At 62.3% G+C, this 18214-nt stretch carries 17 protein-coding genes; 8 read left to right on the top strand and 9 right to left on the bottom strand.

The window, feature by feature from the left end:
- Positions 1–127: 127 nt before the first annotated feature.
- From GDV60_RS18555 to soxR, 3 genes are all read right to left on the bottom strand, one after another.
- Positions 128–1018, bottom strand: a complete 891-nt coding sequence (locus GDV60_RS18555) for a bestrophin family protein (RefSeq protein ID WP_029294032.1) — start codon at positions 1016–1018, stop codon at positions 128–130.
- A 278-nt stretch (positions 1019–1296) separates the two neighbouring features.
- Positions 1297–2595 (bottom strand): MFS transporter, encoded by a 1299-nt coding sequence (locus GDV60_RS18550; protein WP_159908380.1) that lies wholly within the window; start codon positions 2593–2595, stop codon positions 1297–1299.
- A 248-nt stretch (positions 2596–2843) separates the two neighbouring features.
- A complete protein-coding gene (gene soxR / locus GDV60_RS18545; protein WP_029294036.1) occupies positions 2844–3317 on the bottom strand; it encodes a redox-sensitive transcriptional activator SoxR in 474 nt (157 codons plus the stop codon).
- A gap of 122 nt (positions 3318–3439) precedes the next feature.
- On the opposite strand from soxR, the gene GDV60_RS18540 reads away from it, so the two are divergent.
- From GDV60_RS18540 to GDV60_RS18520, 5 genes are read left to right on the top strand one after another with little or no spacing between them, the layout of a single operon-like run.
- Positions 3440–4534: an efflux RND transporter periplasmic adaptor subunit gene (locus GDV60_RS18540; RefSeq protein WP_159908378.1), complete on the top strand. Its 1095-nt coding sequence runs from the start codon at positions 3440–3442 to the stop codon at positions 4532–4534.
- Complete coding sequence (locus GDV60_RS18535) at positions 4531–7632, top strand: MexW/MexI family multidrug efflux RND transporter permease subunit (RefSeq protein WP_159908376.1); 3102 nt, start codon at positions 4531–4533, stop codon at positions 7630–7632. The genes GDV60_RS18540 and GDV60_RS18535 overlap by 4 nt, the downstream gene beginning before the upstream one ends.
- Positions 7629–9086, top strand: a complete 1458-nt coding sequence (locus GDV60_RS18530; RefSeq protein WP_159908374.1) for an efflux transporter outer membrane subunit — start codon at positions 7629–7631, stop codon at positions 9084–9086. The genes GDV60_RS18535 and GDV60_RS18530 overlap by 4 nt, the downstream gene beginning before the upstream one ends.
- Complete coding sequence (locus GDV60_RS18525) at positions 9083–9778, top strand: tRNA (adenine(22)-N(1))-methyltransferase TrmK (protein WP_238353734.1); 696 nt, start codon at positions 9083–9085, stop codon at positions 9776–9778. Before GDV60_RS18530 ends, GDV60_RS18525 begins: the two co-directional genes overlap by 4 nt.
- 54 nt (positions 9779–9832) lie before the next feature.
- On the top strand, positions 9833–10129 hold the full coding sequence (locus GDV60_RS18520) for a DUF3144 domain-containing protein (RefSeq protein ID WP_029294046.1): 297 nt from the start codon (positions 9833–9835) through the stop codon (positions 10127–10129).
- Between the two features lie 40 nt (positions 10130–10169).
- Here GDV60_RS18520 and GDV60_RS18515 read toward each other — a convergent pair whose 3' ends face one another.
- The 5 genes from GDV60_RS18515 to GDV60_RS18495 form a co-directional block, all read right to left on the bottom strand.
- On the bottom strand, positions 10170–10796 hold the full coding sequence (locus GDV60_RS18515) for a glutathione S-transferase family protein (protein WP_159908372.1): 627 nt from the start codon (positions 10794–10796) through the stop codon (positions 10170–10172).
- 69 nt (positions 10797–10865) lie between these two features.
- Entirely contained in the window at positions 10866–11033 is a 168-nt protein-coding gene (locus GDV60_RS18510) for a DUF2986 domain-containing protein (protein WP_159908370.1), read from the bottom strand.
- A gap of 286 nt (positions 11034–11319) precedes the next feature.
- Positions 11320–12579 (bottom strand): hypothetical protein, encoded by a 1260-nt coding sequence (locus tag GDV60_RS18505; protein ID WP_159908369.1) that lies wholly within the window; start codon positions 12577–12579, stop codon positions 11320–11322.
- 90 nt (positions 12580–12669) lie between these two features.
- Positions 12670–13356, bottom strand: coding sequence for an MOSC domain-containing protein (locus GDV60_RS18500; RefSeq protein WP_070994543.1), 687 nt, complete (start codon positions 13354–13356; stop codon positions 12670–12672).
- Between the two features lie 128 nt (positions 13357–13484).
- A complete protein-coding gene (locus tag GDV60_RS18495) occupies positions 13485–14540 on the bottom strand; it encodes an FAD-binding oxidoreductase (protein WP_159908367.1) in 1056 nt (351 codons plus the stop codon).
- 201 nt (positions 14541–14741) lie between these two features.
- Between GDV60_RS18495 and GDV60_RS18490 the strand changes: the two genes are divergently transcribed.
- Positions 14742–15227 (top strand): ATP-binding protein, encoded by a 486-nt coding sequence (locus tag GDV60_RS18490; RefSeq protein WP_159908365.1) that lies wholly within the window; start codon positions 14742–14744, stop codon positions 15225–15227.
- 114 nt (positions 15228–15341) lie between these two features.
- On the opposite strand, the gene GDV60_RS18485 is transcribed toward GDV60_RS18490, so the two are convergent.
- Positions 15342–16226 (bottom strand): LysR family transcriptional regulator, encoded by an 885-nt coding sequence (locus tag GDV60_RS18485; protein ID WP_159908363.1) that lies wholly within the window; start codon positions 16224–16226, stop codon positions 15342–15344.
- A 114-nt stretch (positions 16227–16340) separates the two neighbouring features.
- Between GDV60_RS18485 and argC the strand changes: the two genes are divergently transcribed.
- Entirely contained in the window at positions 16341–17270 is a 930-nt protein-coding gene (argC, locus tag GDV60_RS18480; protein ID WP_159909277.1) for an N-acetyl-gamma-glutamyl-phosphate reductase, read from the top strand.
- Between the two features lie 114 nt (positions 17271–17384).
- Positions 17385–18200 (top strand): diaminopimelate epimerase, encoded by an 816-nt coding sequence (gene dapF / locus GDV60_RS18475; protein ID WP_159908361.1) that lies wholly within the window; start codon positions 17385–17387, stop codon positions 18198–18200.
- Positions 18201–18214: the final 14 nt, after the last annotated feature.

Below are 18214 nucleotides of genomic sequence, written 5' to 3'. Positions count from 1 at the left end.
CTGACTAATGCGACGCTCACCCGGCGAGGGCGAGCGCATTGCGATAAACAAAGTGTTTAATGCGACGCATTATTATATAGATGCTCGGACAATGCAGGCTTTTTAATGGCAACCACGTGGCAGCGGGTCAGCGGTTGTGCACATCCCCCAACGAATCACGCTGCATCGACTGCAGGTTTTTTTCGATGGTTTCGCAGATGGCTTCGGTCTGGATCTGGTGTTCACTGGAGCGAAACGGGCTTTGCAGGTCGGTGCCGATCCGTTCGATCGCCAGCAGCATAAACCCCACCACCGTCGATGCCAGCGGGGTGAACCAGCCCAGGGACTCCACCAACCCCACCGGCACAATCAGGCAGAACAGCGAAATAAACAGCCGTGGAAAATACACATAAGGGTAGGGCAACGGCGTATTGGCGATGCGTTCCATACCGCCCTGGCTGTTGGACAGGTCGACCATGGTGGATTCGATCCGCGCCAGGCGAATGCTGTCCAGGCGCCCGGCCTTGTATTCCCGGGCCAGCAGGGCGGCGGAGCCGGTGAGGATGTCGTTGGCAAAGTTGTTGGTGGCACCGTTGCGCGCGAACTCGTCCATGGGAATAAACGCCCGCACTTCCTCGGGGCACGGCTCGCCCCGCAGGTGCGCCGCCAGGCAATTCACATACGCCACATGGCGGCGCAGCAGGGTCGACTTGATCGGGTTGACCTCGTTGTCGGGGTCATCCAGCAACGTCAGCACCTGGCGCGCAAAGCTACGCGAATTATTCACCATCGCGCCCCACAGCGTGCGTGCTTCCCACCAGCGGTTATAGGCGCTGGTGTTGCGAAAACTGATCAGCACCACCAGCGCCGAACCGAGCAGCGTCAGGGGCATCAGCGGCAGGTTGATCTTGGCGTTGAGGAACAGCATGAAGTCCACGGTGACCGCAATATCCCAAAGCAGCAGCCAGAACAATGCCCAGCCTACATAACCCATGGTCTTGATAATCAGGCGGTACTTTTTGACGATGGCAGCTTTCAAACACAAACCTCCGAGCGGGCGAAAAGCATCAATGCCCTAGCTCGGACGGTATATGTGCAAGAAAGGTTCGCTGGTGGCCTACCTCAGTGAGCAGACTGAGGGTTGCCGTGGCGAGGGGGCTTGTCCCCCGTTGGGCTGCGCAGCAGCCCCAAAACCACCCCCTCAGCCCACCTGAAGAAACTCAATGGTCTTATTGAAATGGGGCTGCTGCGCAGCCCAACGGGACAAGCCCCCTCGCCACTAACAGCTTCTTTATCCGCTGCTCTCTACAGCCAAACTCAGGCGTCGTGCAGGGAAATACGCGAGGTTTCCGGCAGGGCCAGGCCACCGGCCAGGGCTAGCAAGGCCACGGCAATCAAGTAAAACGCTGGCGACAGGTTGCTGCCGGTTGTGCTGATCAACCACGTGGCCACCAGTGGCGCAGTGCCGCCAAAGATCGTGTAGGCCATGTTGTAGGTAATCGCCGAAGCGGTGTAGCGCGTGCGGGTCGGGAAGGTTTCCGAGAGCAGGGCGGCCGTGACCACACCGCATAACACTGCACCCACCGCCAGCAGCATCACGCCGACGATCGACGCAACGAACGAGCCGGAGCTGGCCATCAAAAACGACGGATACACCACCACCATCAACAGCCCGCAGGCGGTCATCACCGTGACGCGTCGCCCGACGCGGTCGGAGTACCAGCCCGCCGCCGGGCACATCGCCGCGGCGAAGATCAGCGCAATCAGCGACACCAGCAGCGCCGTCGCCCGGCTCAGGCCACCGGCCACTTGCAGGTACGTCGCAAAGTAGGTGGTGAACATATAAAACGACAGCGCCGTCAGCGACACAAACGCGCCCAGGCAGCAGATCGCCGCGCCATGGTTGCGCAGGGTTTCCTTGAGCGGCGAGTGGGCCACGGCATGCTCTTGTTTCACCGCCTGGAACGCCGGTGTTTCATCCAGCCGCCAGCGCAGGTACAGCCCCACCAGGCCCAGCGGCGCGGCGATCAGGAACGGCAGGCGCCAGCCCCAACTGCCCATGGCCTCGGCTGACAGCGAGGCTTCCAGCGCATAGGCCACCACCGCCGCCGAGGCGAAGGCGGCAAAGGTCGACACCGGGATAAAGTTGCCATACCACGCCCGTTTGTCGCTGGGCGCGTGCTCCATCAGATAGGCACAGGCCCCGGCGTATTCACCCCCGGCGGAAAAGCCCTGGGCGCAGCGGATCAGCGACAACAGGATCGGCGCCGTAACGCCAATCGCAGCATAGGTGGGCAACAAGCCGATCAACGTAGTCGCACCCGCCATCAGCAAAATCGTCATTGCCAGGGTGCGCTTGCGGCCGATGCGATCGCCCAGCATGCCGAAAAAGATCCCGCCCAGGGGCCTGAATGCAAAGGCCACGGCAAATACCGCGAACGTCTTGAGCAACGCCGCGCTGGCATCGCCACTGGGGAAAAACTGCTGGGCGATGGTGGTGGCGAGAAAGCCATACACGGCAAAGTCGAACCACTCGACAAAATTGCCGATACCGGCGGCGACGATGACTTTTCTCAGGGTTTGCGGCGGGACCTGTTCAGTAGATGCGCGCGTCATGGCGGGGCCTCGGCATTTCGTCAGTGATCGCTCGATTATCAGGAAAGAGCCCGCAGCGACTTACTTCAAAAGTGTCATCGGCGTAGTCAGCACCGACCTGCCAAGGCAATGAAGATCAAATGTGGGAGCTGGCTGGCCGGCGATAGCGACAGGTCAGCCAACATCAATCCCAGCAATGCCGCCGCCATCGCAGCCTCGCAGGGCGAGACAGCTCCCAGCTTGATCTTCAGGGATTGGAAGATTGCATTTCAGATCCGCTGGCTGGCGCGTTCGAGGATCCTTGGGCCCGGGCCTTCCTGGGCCAAGGTGTCGCCGGGGTTGCGCAAGGGGCAGTCGTTGAGTGACAGGCAGCCGCAACCGATGCAGTTGTCCAGGCTGTCACGCAGGGCTTCCAGGGTGCGGATGCGTTCGTTGAGGTTGTCGCGCCAGGCCGAGGACATTTCTCCCCATTGCGCGGCCGTCAGTTTGCTGTTCGGTGGGTAGCGGCCCATGGCGCGCTTGATCTCTTCCAGGGGGATGCCGGTGCGCTGCGCCACCTTGATGATCGCGATGCTGCGCAGCACCAGCGACGGGAAGCGTCGTTGGTTGCCAGCGTTGCGCGTGCTGGCGATCAAGCCCTTGGATTCGTAGAAGTGCAGGGTGGAGATCGGTACGCCGCTGCGCCTGGCAACCTCGCCGATGGTGAGGGAGCGCACACCGTCGGGGTTCTTTTCTGCTGCCATGGGTGTTGCCCTCAAGTTAAGTTGAGGTTTTATAGTCCTGCCCGATCTTTGCTGCAACCGCTTTCCATCGCCAGTGCGGGGTGGGGCGGCAGCGAACACACCACAAATGAGCGGAGCAGGGCATGGGCAGAAGGATGCTAGTGGGCGGGGGCGTGGCAGCGGTAGCGGTGCTGGCCCTGGTTATCACGTTATGGGGTAATCAACCCTCAACCCAGGCCGCGGCGGCGTGGCCGGTGGCCAAGGTGGCGCTGGCTACGGTGCGCCAGGGTGAGGCCCCTCGCCAGGCCTTTGCCGCCGGGGAACTGGAGGCGGCCAACCAGGTAGAGGTGGCGGCGGAAACCGCCGGGCGTATCACGCGGATCGCCTTCGAATCCGGGCAAGCGGTCAAGGCCGGGCAGTTGTTGGTCCAGCTCAATGACGCCCCCGAACAGGCCGACCGTTTGCGCCTGCACGCCCAACTGCGCAATGCCCAGACGCTGTTCCTGCGCATTAAAAAGCTTGCGGCCGTGAATGTTGCGACCCAGGAACAACTGGACAACGCCACCGCCGCCCTCGACATGGCCAAGGGTGAGCTGCAACAGGTCGATGCGCTGATTGCGCAAAAAGCTATCCGTGCGCCATTCGCCGGGCAGGTGGGGATCCGCCGCGTGCACCAAGGCCAGTACCTGCAGACCGGGGAAGCCATCGCCAGCCTGGTGGATGCCCAGCGCCTGCATGTGAATTTTGCCCTGGCTGAACAGGCGGCCCCTGGCTTGCGCGTCGGCCAGAGCGCCCAGCTCACGGTGGATGCCTTGCCGGGCGAGCATTTCCTGGCGCAGATCAATGCCATCGACCCGCTGATCGGCCAGTCGCGCTCGGTGCGGGTGCAAGCCACCCTGGCCAATCCGGGCGGGCAGTTGCAGGCTGGGATGTACGCCAGCGTGCGTCTGTCGGCGGTGCAATCACCCACGGTGCTGGTGGTGCCGGAAACCGCCATCACCTACACCGCCTACGGGCAGACCGTGTTTATCGCCAGCGCCGATCCGGCCGGCGCCTTGAGTGTGCGCCGCGTGCAGGTGACCACCGGGGAGCGCTGGCAGGGCCTGGTGGAAATCACCTCGGGCCTGGCACTGGGCGACCAGGTGGTGGTTTCCGGGCAGCTCAAGCTCAGCGACGGCATGCCCGTCGAAGCGGTCGAGCAAAACACGTTGGACGTTGAAGGGAATCGCAGCTCATGAGCTTCACCGACAGTTTTGTACGGCGCCCGGTATTGGCCCTGGTCGTCAGTAGCCTGATCGTCCTCGCCGGCCTGTTTGCCCTCGGCAAATTGCCGGTGCGCCAGTACCCGTTGCTGGAAAGCTCGACCATCACCGTCAGCACCGAATACCCCGGTGCCTCGGCCGAATTGATGCAAGGCTTTGTCACCCAACCGCTGACCCAGGCCGTGTCGTCGGTGGAGGGTATCGATTACCTGGCGTCGTCGTCGGTCCAGGGGCGTAGTGTGATCACCCTGCGCATGACCCTCAACCGCGACTCGACCCTGGCGTTGGCCGAGACCATGGCCAAGGTCAATCAAGTGCGTTACCGCTTGCCCGATGATGCCTACGACCCGGTGGTCGAACTCTCGGCCGGCGACTCCACCGCCGTGGCTTACGTGGGGTTTGCCAGTGACACGCTGTCGATTCCCGAGCTCAGCGACTACCTGTCGCGGGTGGTCGAGCCGCAGTTGTCCGGGATCGACGGGGTCGCCAAGGTGCAAACCTTCGGCGGCCAGAACCTGGCGATGCGCCTGTGGCTGGACAGCGATCGCATGGCCGGGCGCGGGGTGACCGCCGCCGATGTGGCACAAGCGGTGCGCAGCAACAACTACCAGGCCACGCCGGGGCAGATCCGTGGCCAATTCGTGCTGGCCGATATCCATATCGACACGGACCTGACCAGTGTCGAGGCCTTCCGTGACCTGGTGATCCGCAATGACGGCACGGCCCTGGTCCGCTTGCGCGATGTGGGCACCGTGGAATTGGGCGCAGCGGCGACCCAGACCAGCGCCACCATGAATGGCCGTCCGGCGGTGCATCTGGGGCTGTTTCCCACACCGTCGGGCAACCCCCTGGTGATCGTCGATGGAATTCGTCAACTACTGCCGCAAATCCAGCAGACGCTGCCACCTGGGGTCAACGTCGCCCTGGCCTACGAGACCGCACGCTTTATCGAGGCGTCCATCGAGGAGGTGCTGCACACCTTGCTGGAGGCCATGCTGATCGTGGTGCTGGTGATCTGGCTGTGCCTGGGTTCGCTGCGCAGCGTGGCGATCCCGGTGCTGGCGATTCCGTTGTCGATGCTCGGGGCGGCGGCCTTGATGCTGTTCTTCGGCTTCAGCCTCAACCTGCTGACCCTGCTGGCGATGGTATTGGCCATCGGCCTGGTGGTGGACGACGCCATTGTGGTGGTGGAAAACGTCCACCGGCATATCGAAGAAGGCCTGACCCCGGTGGCCGCGGCGTTGGTTGGCGCCCGCGAAATCGCCGGGCCGGTGGTTGCCATGACCCTGACGCTGGCGGCGGTGTACGCGCCCATCGGCCTGATCGGCGGCCTGACCGGCACGTTGTTCCGCGAATTTGCCCTGACCCTGGCGGGGGCGGTGATGGTCTCGGGCGTGGTCGCCTTGACCTTGTCGCCGGTGATGAGCTCGCTGCTGCTCAAGCCTGGGCAGCAAGAAGGGCGCATGGCCAAGTGGGCCGAACGGGTGTTTGGCGGGCTGGCCGCGACCTATGGCCGGGTGCTGGGTTACTCCCTGGCGCGGCGCTGGATCAGCGGCGGCGTTGCCTTGCTGGTGTGCCTGAGCCTGCCGTGGTTGTACACCTTGCCCCTGCGCGAGCTGGCGCCTCCCGAGGACCAGGCGGCGATATTGACCGCCATCAAGGCCCCGCAATACGCCAGCCTCGACTACGCGGAACGCTTTGCGAGCAAGCTCAACCGGATCATGGAGAGCCTGCCGGAAACCACCGACACCTGGATCATCAATGGCACCGACGGGCCCGCGGCCAGTTTCGGCGGGATCAACCTCAGCGCCTGGCAGGCCCGCGAGCGTTCGGCCGAGCAGGTCCAGGCCCAGTTGCAGCAGGCCGTGGGCGAGGTCGAAGGCAGCAGCATCTTTGCCTTCCAGGTCGCCTCGCTGCCCGGCTCCAGCGGTGGCCTGCCGGTGCAGATGGTGCTGCGCAGCGCCCTGGACTACCCGGTGCTGTACCAGACCATGGAAACCCTCAAGCAGCGGGCCCGTGACAGCGGCCTGTTTGCCGTGGTCGACAGCGACCTGGACTACAACAACCCGGTAGTCAAAGTCAGCGTCGATCGGGCCAAGGCGGCGAGCCTGGGCATTGGCATGCGCGATATCGGCGACTCGCTGGCGGTGCTGGTGGGCGAGCAGTACATCAACCGCTTCGCCTTGTATGGGCGCTCGTATGATGTGATTACGCAAAGCACCGAAGAACAGCGCCTGACCCCCCAGGCCCTGGCCCGCCAGTATGTGCGGACCGAAGGCGGCCAGTTGATCCCGCTGTCGGCCCTGGTGCATCTGGATATCACGGTGGCGCCGAACCGCCTGTTGCAGTTCGATCAGCAGAACGCCAGCACCCTGCAGGCCATCCCGGCGCCCGGCGTTTCCCAGGGGCAGGCGGTGGCTCTGCTGGAGCAACTGGCCGGCGAACTGCCGCCGGGGTTCAGTCATGACTGGCAGTCCGAGTCACGCCAATACGTGCAGGAGGGCAGTGCGCTGGTATGGGCGTTTCTCGCCGCGATGGTGGTGATCTATCTGGTGCTCGCGGCGCAGTACGAAAGCCTGGTCGATCCGTTGATCATTCTGGTCACCGTGCCGTTATCCATTTGCGGCGCGCTGATCCCGCTGGCACTGGGCTGGGCCACGCTGAATATCTACACGCAGATCGGGCTCGTGACCTTGATTGGCCTGATCAGCAAACACGGGATCCTGATGGTGGAGTTCGCCAATGAGATCCAGGTGCGCGAGCACCTCTGCCGCGCCGACGCAATCATCCGTGCCGCGCAGATCCGCTTGCGGCCGGTGCTGATGACCACGGCGGCGATGACCTTCGGCGTATTGCCGCTGCTGTTCGCCGACGGTGCCGGGGCCAATAGTCGCTTTGGCCTGGGCGTGGTGATCGTCTGCGGGATGCTGGTTGGCACGCTGTTTACGCTGTTTGTCCTTCCCACTATCTATGCCTGGTTGGCGCGCGATCATCGGGTGCAGGGCCTGCGCCAGCGGCAACTGGCGGATGCCGAACGCCACCTGGCGCCCGGGCATGTCGAGGTGCGCCCATGAACACATTTATCCATTACCCGTTGTTGCTGGGGGCGCTGGCCTGCCTGAGTGCCTGCTCGGTGGGGCCGCAATACCGCGCCCCCGAGATCGCGCCGATTCAGCTGGCCAGCCCGCAGGCCGAGGACTTCGCCCAGGGAACCGCGCAGCCGCTGGCCGCCTGGTGGACCTTCTTCGACGACGCCCAACTGGCGCGCTTGATCGAGAGTGCGGTGGCGCACAACCATGATGTGCGCCAGGCGCGGGCAAACCTGCTGTTGGCTCGTGCGTATGTCGACGAGCAAGCGTTGCAGCGCCTGCCGACCGTCACCAGCACGGCGGCGTACCAGCGCAGCCTGGAGCAGCAGCCGGTGACGGGCGCGCGGCCGAGCCGCAGCTTGTCCGAGTCGTGGCGTGCCGGCCTGGACCTGCAATGGGAGCTGGACCTGTTCGGTCGCCTCGACCACTTGAACCGCGCCGCGCAATCACGGGCCGAGGCCTCGCAGGCCGACCTTGAACAGGTGCAACTGAGCATCGCCGCACAAGTGGCCCATGCCTATTACGCGGCGCAGGGCCAGCGCCAGCAACTGCAGCTGGCACACGATGCCGTGCGCAGTTGGCAAGTGACCGTCGGCCTGACCGAGGCGCAAAGCCAGGCCGGGAGTGGCCTGCCAGAAGAGTTGGAGAGTGCCCGGGGCAATGCGCTGCGCGCCCAGGCGACGATTGCGCCGTTGCAGAGTCAGCTGCAACGTAGCCTTTACCGGCTGCAAGTGTTGTCGGGGCAGCGCCCGGGCAGTTTCAGCGTCGACCTCGACCCCTTGGCGCCGGGGCCACTGGCGCGGCAATTGCCGCTGGGGGATGTCGACCGGTTGATCCGCAATCGACCGGATGTGCTGCAGGCCGAACGGCTGCTGGCGGCGCGCGTCGAGGACGTGGGCGCCGCCACCGGCGACCTGTATCCGCGCTTGAACCTGGGTGGGTTTATCGGCTTCTTCGCCTTGCGCGATGGGGATCTGGGCAGCGCGTCCCGGGCATTCGAATTGACCCCGGGCTTGACCTGGCCGGCACTCAACCTGGGCACCGTGCGTGCACGCCTGCGCGGCGCCCAGGCCCTATCGCAACGGGAGACCGCACACTTCGAACAGGTGCTGTTGGTGGCCGTGGAAGAAGTGGAGGGCGCCATTACCCAACTGGCCGAACACCAGCGGCACCTGCTCAACCTGGTGCAATCGGCCCGGCATGTGGAGACGGCGCTGGATATCGCGCAGCGGCGTTACAGTGCAGGTTCCGGCAGTTACTTGTCGGTGCAGCAGAGCCAGCGCGACCTGCTCAGCCTGCGCCAGGCCATTGCCCAGGCGCAGGCCGCGTCCTATGGCAATGCGGTGGACTTGTACAAGGCGCTGGCCTGGCGGGCGCCGAGGCTTTACCCTGCGGCCCTCAACGAGGCCAACGGTGCCTTGAAAAGGAACAGCAGTTGAACCAAAACACATTGTCCATGCGCCTGGAACGCGTGGCGGCGCAGGTACCCGCCGGTGCGCGCCTGGCTGATATCGGCTCGGATCACGGCTACCTGCCGGTGGCGTTGATGAACCGGGGCGCCATCGTCGCGGCAGTGGCCGGCGAGGTGGCGCTGACCCCGTTCCGCGCGGCCCAGCGGACCGTGTGCGACAACGGCCAGGAATCGCACATCCACGTGCGCCTGGCAGATGGCCTGGCGGCCATCGAGCCGGCAGATCGGATCGACACGGTCAGCCTCTGCGGCATGGGCGGCGAGACCATCCGCGACATTCTTGAGCGCGGCAAGCTGTACCTCAGCGGCCAGGAGCGTCTGATCCTGCAACCCAACGGCGGCGAACAACCGCTGCGCCTGTGGCTGATGGACAACGGTTACCGCATCCTCTGCGAGGAGCTGCTGCGGGAAAATCGCTTCGACTATGAAATCATCGTCGCCGAGCGCAGCGGGCCGGTGAGCTACAGCGCCGAGCAACTGTACTTCGGCCCGCTGCAGATGCAGGCCCGCAGCGAGGCGTTCCTGGGCAAGTGGCAGCGCCTGTTGCGCTACAAGCAACGGACCCTGGACCAATTGGCCGAGGCGCGACAGGCGCTACCTGAGCAGAAGGTTGCGGAGCTGACGCAGGAGGTGCGCTGGATCACCGAGTTGCTGGTGTAGATCGCCACCCTCAGAAATGCTCCAATACGCCATCCTCCGACCCAGGTGACCCGCATGCCAGACGCTACAGACCAAGCCTTCTACGACCGTGCCGATGCGCATATCGAGCTGTCGAACGAGCAACTGAAAACCCTCGAGAACCTTGGCCAGGTCAGCGCCTCGATGATGTTCGGCACGACCCGTTTCAATGCCTGGGCGAGTGCGCGCAACTTCAAGTCCGGCGCACAAATGGCCGAGTCGCGGGAAGCGATGCTGAAGTATTTCTGCGACCAGTACCGGATGATGCTGGAAGACAATCTGGATGATCACATCAACAATTTCAGCCAGTACATGACGGCCCCAGGCAACTGACCGTCATTTAAGGGCGGGCGTTTACTCAATACCCGGCTGTTTACTTGGCAAACGCATATTCCCCACCCTGTTCCAGCGCCTTGCGATAGGCCGGCCGGGCCTGGAACCGCTGGACCCACGCGGCGAGGTTCGGGTAGGCCTGCAACTTGCCCTGGGCCTTGGCGATTTCGCCAATAAAACTCATCTGGATATCCGCGCCACTCAGCTCCTCACCCAGCAGGTACGTTGACTGCGCCAGGGCGTTGTTCAGGTAACCCAGGTAATTGGCCAGTTCCGACTCGATCCGCGGATGCAATGGCGCGCCGGCTTCACCCAGGCGGCCGACATACAGGTTGAGCATCAGTGGCAGCATCGCCGAGCCTTCGGCGAAGTGCAGCCATTGCACGTAGGTGTCGTAGGCGTCTGTGGCGGGGTCCGGTTGCAGGCGGCCCTGGCCATGGCGGCGGATCAGGTAGTCGACAATGGCGCCGGACTCGATCACCACACGTGAGCCATCTTCAAGCACCGGCGATTTGCCCAGCGCATTGATCGCCTTGAGCTCTGGTGGCGCGAGGTTGGTTTTTGGGTCGCGCTGATAGCACTTGAGCGCGTAGGGCAGGCCGAGTTCTTCGAGCAGCCAGAGAATGCGCTGCGAGCGTGAGTTGTTGAGGTGGTGAACAATCATCATGGGAGGCTCCGCCGGGCGAGAGTGGGGTGTCTGGGAACAGACTGCTGTGCGGGCCTAGAGTGCCCTGAATCAGCTGGGCGTGTCAGAGGCAATTGGCGTGTCCAGGGCAGCTTCGGCTTCCAGTTTCAACCGGTCGGCCTTGCTGATGTACTTGTCTTTGCTCTTGGGGGCCAATTTGGCATTGGCCTTCTTGGCGTTGGCTTTCAAAATCTGGTTGAGTTTCTTACGACGGTTCATGCTTTCTACTCAGCGCGTTAATGCCTGGATGATATCAGTATGGCGAGCGGGCTCGCGCTGCCATTTATCAGGCGCGAACAACCCCTGTGGCGAGCGGGCTTGTCGGAACGCCGCATCGCCCGCGCTGGGCTGCGCAGCAGCCCCAATAAACACTCCGAGTTTTACCAGATAATCCGAGGTAGCTGATTTTGGGGCTGCTGCGCAGCCCAGCGCGGGCGATGCGGCGTTCCGACAAGCCCGCTCGCCACAGGTCATCACCCTAGCCACAGGTCGGTTGGGCTTTGGGTTAACGCACTACATCCAGCGCGGTGTATTCATACACGTAATGGATTTTGTCCGACGTTGACTCCAAGGTCATGGCGAGCCCCAAGTCCTCGATAAACGCGCGCGTGGTTTTATACTCGCCCTGGTCGCATTCCAGTTTGATCGCGTCGCCCGTCAAGCTGGCAAACACCTGCCGCGCTGGAAAGCGTTGGCCCACCACGCAGGTCAAGGGCGTGATGCGGGATGTGTCGGTCGGCTTGGCCGGCACATCAGCCATGGTCATGCGTGCGCTCAGCGTTTGGCCAGGGGTCCAGGTTGGCGGAATATCCAGCGTGATTTCGTGGGTCAGCAGTACGCGCCCATCGCCTATGCCATTCATCTTCGACTTCAACTGGATCAGGTCGGCCTGGGTGAGGCGGTCGACGTTGAAGCGCTCGCTGTAGATCTCCTTCTTCTTCAGCAAGCCACCCTGGGCGGTGAACGTCTCGGAAACCGGGCTATCCTTGCTGCCGTCATCCTTGGTGGACTGGGACGTGTAGGTCAGCGTCTTGAACTTCGGTTGCAGCAGCGGCGAATCAAGGCGCTGGAGCACGCTGGTCGGCACCTGGACATCGTCGATATGAGTTTCGGCCACGGTTCGAGGATAGTCAGCCGGCGCAATGTCTGGACGCAAGCGGGCGAGCAACGCACCGTCCACGCCACCCTGCAGCGAACAACTGACCCGCGACTGCGTGCCCTGTTTGCCTTCCGGCTCGACCAGCAGCACCCGCTCTACCCGACGCGTGCCAGGCGCTGAGCCGGGCTGGGGCGGCATGGCCTGCCACTGGTCGCCGACCTTGAGCTCGCTGCGAACATACACTGGGCTGTTTTTTTGCAACGCCCCAGGTTGTTCCAGCAGCGGCGCGATGTGCTTGGCCACCTCCTCGACACCGCCTTCAACCACAAAGCCCCAGTAATAGTAGAGCCCCAATTTGCCGAGGTCGGTGCTCTCGTCGAAGTAGGACAACAGCTTCAAGCCGGCAATCGGCGGGGCGCTGACCAGCACTGAATTTTCCTCGCCGCTGGCGCGATTTTTAACCGCGATCCACGTGGTGTTCTTCTCCCGCACCAGCGGCGCATAGGCCTGCCAGGCATCGCCGTGGGCGTGCAGGCTGTTGAAGAAACGGGCGTCACACTGGGTGAACGCCTTGAGCGTGTCGGTCAAGGCGGCGTCGTTGGCATGGGCCAGGGACGGCAGCAGCAGGGCAGAGGCGAGCAGCAGCGTAGGCGTGGGCAACTTCATTGGCGGGGATGTCCTTATCGGCGTGGGAGCTGGGCATTATCCAGACATTTATTGGCCTGGGGCAACGCAGCTCAGTGTTTGCGCTGCGTTTCAACCTTGCAGGCGCGGGCCCCAGTCCTCGGTCATGCCTTTTTCCAGGCGCCGTTCCAGGGTACGCCGCCATGACGGCACCAGCGGCAGCGCCAGGCATTCGCGCAACAACTCGGTCTCTACTTGCTTGTCGAACAGCACGGCGGACAAGCGAGCCAGTGACCACTCGGCAAAGGGCCGTTCGACCCGTTGCAGGCTATCGCCCGCGCTCACCACGCCTTCCTCCAGCACCCGGTAGTACCAGCCGGTGCGGCCCGACTGCTGCACGCGCAGGGCCAGGTTGGCGACGGCGAAGCGGTCGCTGAGCTTCCAGCACGGCATGCGTCCCTGGGACACCTCGAGCAATGCCGTCCCGACCCGAATCCGATCGCCCAGGCAGACGTCATGCTCGCTCCAGCCGGTGGTACTGAAGTTCTCGCCAAAGGCCCCCGGCTGCGTCAGCAAGGGATGAGCGCCCAATTCGTCGGCCCAACGGGCGTAGTGCTCGAGCGGGTAGTGGTGAATGGCTTTTTCCACCCCGCCATGCACGCGCAGGTCGCCCTGTTCGTCGCCGTGAAGGCCCAGGGTGGAGACCTTCAGTTGGCCCTGTTGCGGCTGTTTATCGATGGCGCTCTGGGTGCCTGGGCGGGTGAATGGCTGCACGCGGCCGGTGAGCAAGGTGTCGAGGCGGATAGTTGGCAGACTCATGCAGGGACCTCCGGTATTTGATGTTCACGACAGATCAACGCGGGTGGCGAGCGCCGGCTGCTTGAAAGCGGTCCGGAAGGCGTTCGCGTGCTGCACAGCGAACCGATCTTCAAGAATGCCGTGTTGCCCTAGGTGGCAGGGCAACGGACAAATCGATCAGGACGGCATGGAGCAAGCGCAGAGGATACCTTGCCGTCGATGATCTCTTCACTGGCAAGACGTCCCACCACCGCCGCCAACATCACCCCAGGGTGCATGGCGCACACGTACACACCGCCGACCTGTGGCAGGTAACCGATGATGGGAATACCGTCGGCCGGCATTGGCCTGAGCCCGACGCAGGCCAGTTCAGGCTCAATGCTGACCACGCCTTGGAGTTCATTCTGGATCGCTTGCGCCGTGCGTCGTGCAATCGCCATTGGCGGGTTGTCCAGGGTGTCGTCCAGGTAATCCTCTGCCGCCAGCAACGTACCGTCCGCAGCGTGCCGAACTTCCATTTCAGGGCTGGAGATCAAGGTTTTTACCAGGCTGGTGTGGGTCTTGTAGCGGATGAAAATCGCCGGGGAGGCGTTGATTGGGAGCTCGGCGCCGAGCATCTCAGCCAGCTTCGCAGTGCCTGTGCCCGCGGCCAGCACGACCACATCGGCCGCAATAAACCCCCTTGGCGTCTCGACCCCTGTTACCTGATCACCTTGAGTGGCAAAGCCCAGCACCTGAGTCTGGGTGAGCACCGTGGCCCCATGGGCCTGGGCACCATTGACCAACGCGTGGGTGGCGGCCACGGCATCCAGGGCACCCTCTTCAGCGGCATAGGTTGCTTGTTCGGGTGGATGCTTGAGGTTGGGCTCAAGGTCGAGAATCTGCGAACGGCATACGCGAACGGCTGAAGGCACAGGTGCTGCGCCGTAAGTCAGGGCGCCAGTCCAACGGATCTCCAGCCCTGGGAGCTGGGCTTGGAGGCGATGATATTCCTGGATGGCTGCATCGCGTAATTGCCCAATCGGGTCGGGGGCTGGATGGGTGGTGTTGATCCAGGCGAATGAAGTCTTGGTTACGCCGCAGGCGATATCCTGGGCCTCGATCAGGGTGACCTTTGCGCCCTTGGTGGCCAGGTGATAGGCCAGGGACGCGCCGACGATACCGGCACCGATGACGATGATTGTGTGGGCTGGGCTGTTTTCCATGGCAACCTCGGGTTTGTCGACATGGGAAGGGTACGACAGTGGGCGGTTGAGGAATACGCTTACTGACTGACAATGGGCACAGGGCGCCTGCAATGCCGAGCGCGACCGGCTGAAAACGACCCGGAGCGCAAGGTGAGGTATCTGCGGTTGCTTCGACGCTTTTGTATGAGCATCATCAGGCTTCGACAAGGAGACGCCCCTATGCCAAAACCCGTGCTTCATCTGATGTCAGGCAAGATTGCATCCGGTAAATCAACGCTCGCCAAAAACTTGGCAGCCGAACAGTCGGCGATCCTGCTGAGTGAGGATAATTGGCTGTCGCGGCTTTACCCTGATCAGATCAAGTCAGTCACCGATTACGTGCGTCTTTCACGTCAGATTAGAGAGGTGCTGGGCCCGCTCGTCGTCGATATGCTCAATACGGGCGTGACGGTGGTCTTGGATTTTCCCGCCAACACACCTGAAGATCGACGATGGTTGCGCAGCCTCGCTGATTCAGCCGAGGTTCCCCATTGTGTCCACTACCTTGAGGTGGACGAGGACATATGTCGAGGCCGGTTGCATAGGCGCAACCGCCGCGCCGAACATGAGTTTTCTGCGACAGATGCGCAGTTCGATCTGATCACTCGCTACTTTCGGGCGCCGGACGAGGATGAAGGACTCCAGATTAAAACCCACCGGCTTTGACGGGCAGCAGCGCCTGGAGATGACAGCCGAAGTGTCCGCTTCTGCCCCAGGGTGAATCGACCGGGCTTTCGTGGACATCTCAGGGCTGCAATGTTCGAGAGCGACAACATTGCTTTAGCCCGCGCTCAACCCCCACAACACATCCAGCACATGTTGCGTCGGCCGCTCGACGTCCCCACCACGGTGGGCAATACCGAGTTCACGCCACAACAAGGGCTGTAATGGCCGCATGACGATCCTGGTATCGGGCAATGGCGTTGAGGCTTCATGGGGCAACAGCGTCGCGCCATAACCGGCCGCTACCAGGCTTTTGATCGCATCGTTGTAGTTCAGTTGAATGCGCGGCGTGGGCTGTCGTCCATCATTGGCGAACCACTCCGAGGTCAAGCGCGAAAGCCGAGTGGTGTTGTCATTCAGAATCAATGGCTGAGCGGCCAGCCAACCAGGGTTCACCACATCCGGGCAATCCCAGCGTGCCGGCAAGAAAGCCATGACCGGGTCCCGCCGCCAGGGCTCGATGCGCAATCCCTTCACCGGGGTCTGTGGCAGCGCGACCAGACCGATCTCCAAAGAGCCCTCGGCAAGCTTCTTCAATGTTTCCTGCGACGTGAGCACCGCGACCTGCACATCGATAGCGGGATGGCGTTGGCTCAATGTCTCCAACGCTTGCGGCATCAACTGTGCGATCGCCCCGGTGGAGGCACCCAGTCGCACACGTCCGGCCAAGCCCTGCACCTGACGCTGCACGTCCTCAAGCGCTTGCTCTGCATCCGCCAACAGGCGCCGCGCGCGCTCCACCAGTGTTTCTCCAATCGCCGACGGCTGAATGCGCCCACGCGTGCGCGACAACAGCTTGCCGCCAACCCGCGACTCCAGGTCGGCGATATGCAAACTGACCGTGGGTGGCGCGAGGTTTAGCACACGGGCCGCCTCGGCAAACGAACCCAGGTCGGCAATGGCCACCAACGTGCGCAGACGGTCCAGGCTGATTTCGCGCATGAGTCATTCCTTGTTCAGAAAAACTGAATTTCATCGTTTGGAAATTCAACTTTTCCTATCTTAGCCCCGGATTGAAGATTGCAGCTCCTGATTTCCTATGTGCGAGAGCATTCCATGGCAAGCCCCCTTGTATTCATCGACGGCGACCAAGGCACCACCGGGTTGCAAATCCACCAACGTTTAAGCGGCAGGACCGATCTGCGGCTCATCAGCCTCAGCCCCGAACACCGCAAGGATCCGCAACGTCGTGCCGAAATCATCAACGCCTGCGACATCGCGATTCTCTGCTTGCCCGACGAAGCCGCCCGCGACGCTGTAGCGAGCATCGAAAACCCCGCCGTTCGGGTGATCGATGCGAGTTCGGCGCACCGCACTCATCCAGACTGGACCTATGGTTTTGCCGAGATGGACGCGCAGCAGGCCCAACGCATCGCCACGGCGCGGCGGGTCAGCAATCCCGGTTGCTATCCCACGGGGGCGATAGGGCTGCTGCGCCCATTGCTGCAGGCCGGGCTACTGCCCAGGGACTTCCCGACGAACATTCATGCGGTGTCGGGCTATTCCGGAAAAGGGCGCGCCGGAGTGCAAGAGCATGAGGGAGAGGGCGCATCGCAGGCGCCGGCGTTTCAGGTTTATGGCCTGGGGCTGGCACACAAACATATTCCGGAGATTGAGCAGCAAAGCGGTCTGATGGAACGGCCGATGTTTGTGCCGGCCTACGGGGCTTTTCGGCAGGGGATCGTGCTGACCATACCGTTGCAACTTCGGTTATTGGCGCCGGGCGTGGATGCGCTGCGGTTGCATGCGTGCCTTACGCAGCACTACATCGATGCAGACCATGTACAGGTGATGTCGATGCAGGAGGCCAAAGGGTTGACCCACCTTGATCCTCAGGCGCTCAACGGGACTGATAGTTTGCGATTGGTGGTGTGTGCAAATGATGAAACGGGGCAGGTTGTGTTGGCTGCAGTGTTTGACAATCTGGGGAAGGGAGCCGCTGGAGCGGCGGTGCAGAATCTGGATCTGATGCTTGCCGCAACATGACTGCGACTACCCACGGGCTCTCGAGTCTATGGCTGGAATGTTCGAGCGGATGTTCCTCCAGGGATAGATCGCTCTAAAACCTCAATGCATCATGTCTCGCTGCCAGGTCTATTTATGCCGCTGGGTTTTCATAAAATGCACGCCAATGGCGATGATTTCGTTGTCGTAGACTCGCGAGCTTCCCCCAATCCAATCGCAAGCAATTTGGCTGGGCTATTGGGAGATCGCAATCGAGGAATCGGCTTCAATCAAATCGCGGTGATGCTCGATTGCGATGATGCAGATGCGCGCTTGATGTTCTGGAATGCGGATGGCTCATCGCTGGACGCTTGCGGCAGCGCAACGCGGGGGGCGGCGGATATATTGATGCGCGAATCCGATATTACGTCGGTAGCCCTGCGAACCAACCGTGGCCTGCTGACTTGTGAACGCACTTCAACCGGCGCCATTTCCGTCAATATGGGAAAGCCGCTTTTCAACTGGTCGGATATTCCTCTGGCTCTTGAAATGGATACTTCGGTGTTGCCACTTGCCGGTGACCCAGCAGCTTGTAGCATGGGAAATCCGCACTGCACCTATTTTGTGGATGACCTGTCAGCCGTTGAGATAGCGACGATTGGGCCAGTAATTGAAACCAACCCTTTGTTTCCCCTCAGGACGAACGTGCATTTCGTCCAGATCATTGACCGAAAGCACATCCGGTTGCGTATTTGGGAGCGCGGAGGGGGCATTGCGCTGGGGTCAGGTTCCTGCTGTTGTGGCGCCGCGGTCAATGGAATTCGTCGTGGCTTTTTAGACAATTGCGTTGAGGTTGAATGTGACGGGGGAGCTGTAACGGTTCAATGGGATGGCGTGGGACCAGTCTTTCTCACCGGGCCGGTGGAGACGACCTTTTCAGGAATAATCACGGATACGCTGTTGAAAATCTGAGTTTAGGTGGGCCG

Source organism: Pseudomonas sp. DTU12.1 (genome assembly GCF_009873475.1).
In the GTDB taxonomy this organism is placed as follows: domain Bacteria; phylum Pseudomonadota; class Gammaproteobacteria; order Pseudomonadales; family Pseudomonadaceae; genus Aquipseudomonas; species Aquipseudomonas proteolytica.
Note: the sequence above shows the minus strand (reverse complement) of the source record. Positions and strands in the feature narration are given on the sequence as shown.

Excerpts from the sequence above, each read along its gene's own strand:
- GDV60_RS18520 (WP_029294046.1), top strand. The coding sequence starts at position 9,833 with ATGCCAGACGCTACAGACCAAGCCTTCTACGACCGTGCCGATGCGCAT.
- GDV60_RS18495 (WP_159908367.1), bottom strand. The coding sequence starts at position 14,540 with ATGGAAAACAGCCCAGCCCACACAATCATCGTCATCGGTGCCGGTATC.
- soxR (WP_029294036.1), bottom strand. The coding sequence starts at position 3,317 with ATGGCAGCAGAAAAGAACCCCGACGGTGTGCGCTCCCTCACCATCGGC.
- GDV60_RS18530 (WP_159908374.1), top strand. The coding sequence starts at position 7,629 with ATGAACACATTTATCCATTACCCGTTGTTGCTGGGGGCGCTGGCCTGC.
- GDV60_RS18550 (WP_159908380.1), bottom strand. The coding sequence starts at position 2,595 with ATGACGCGCGCATCTACTGAACAGGTCCCGCCGCAAACCCTGAGAAAA.
- dapF (WP_159908361.1), top strand. The coding sequence starts at position 17,385 with ATGCCGCTGGGTTTTCATAAAATGCACGCCAATGGCGATGATTTCGTT.
- GDV60_RS18490 (WP_159908365.1), top strand. The coding sequence starts at position 14,742 with ATGCCAAAACCCGTGCTTCATCTGATGTCAGGCAAGATTGCATCCGGT.
- GDV60_RS18515 (WP_159908372.1), bottom strand. The coding sequence starts at position 10,796 with ATGATGATTGTTCACCACCTCAACAACTCACGCTCGCAGCGCATTCTC.
- argC (WP_159909277.1), top strand. The coding sequence starts at position 16,341 with ATGGCAAGCCCCCTTGTATTCATCGACGGCGACCAAGGCACCACCGGG.
- GDV60_RS18500 (WP_070994543.1), bottom strand. The coding sequence starts at position 13,356 with ATGAGTCTGCCAACTATCCGCCTCGACACCTTGCTCACCGGCCGCGTG.
- GDV60_RS18535 (WP_159908376.1), top strand. The coding sequence starts at position 4,531 with ATGAGCTTCACCGACAGTTTTGTACGGCGCCCGGTATTGGCCCTGGTC.
- GDV60_RS18510 (WP_159908370.1), bottom strand. The coding sequence starts at position 11,033 with ATGAACCGTCGTAAGAAACTCAACCAGATTTTGAAAGCCAACGCCAAG.
- GDV60_RS18485 (WP_159908363.1), bottom strand. The coding sequence starts at position 16,226 with ATGCGCGAAATCAGCCTGGACCGTCTGCGCACGTTGGTGGCCATTGCC.
- GDV60_RS18505 (WP_159908369.1), bottom strand. The coding sequence starts at position 12,579 with ATGAAGTTGCCCACGCCTACGCTGCTGCTCGCCTCTGCCCTGCTGCTG.
- GDV60_RS18540 (WP_159908378.1), top strand. The coding sequence starts at position 3,440 with ATGGGCAGAAGGATGCTAGTGGGCGGGGGCGTGGCAGCGGTAGCGGTG.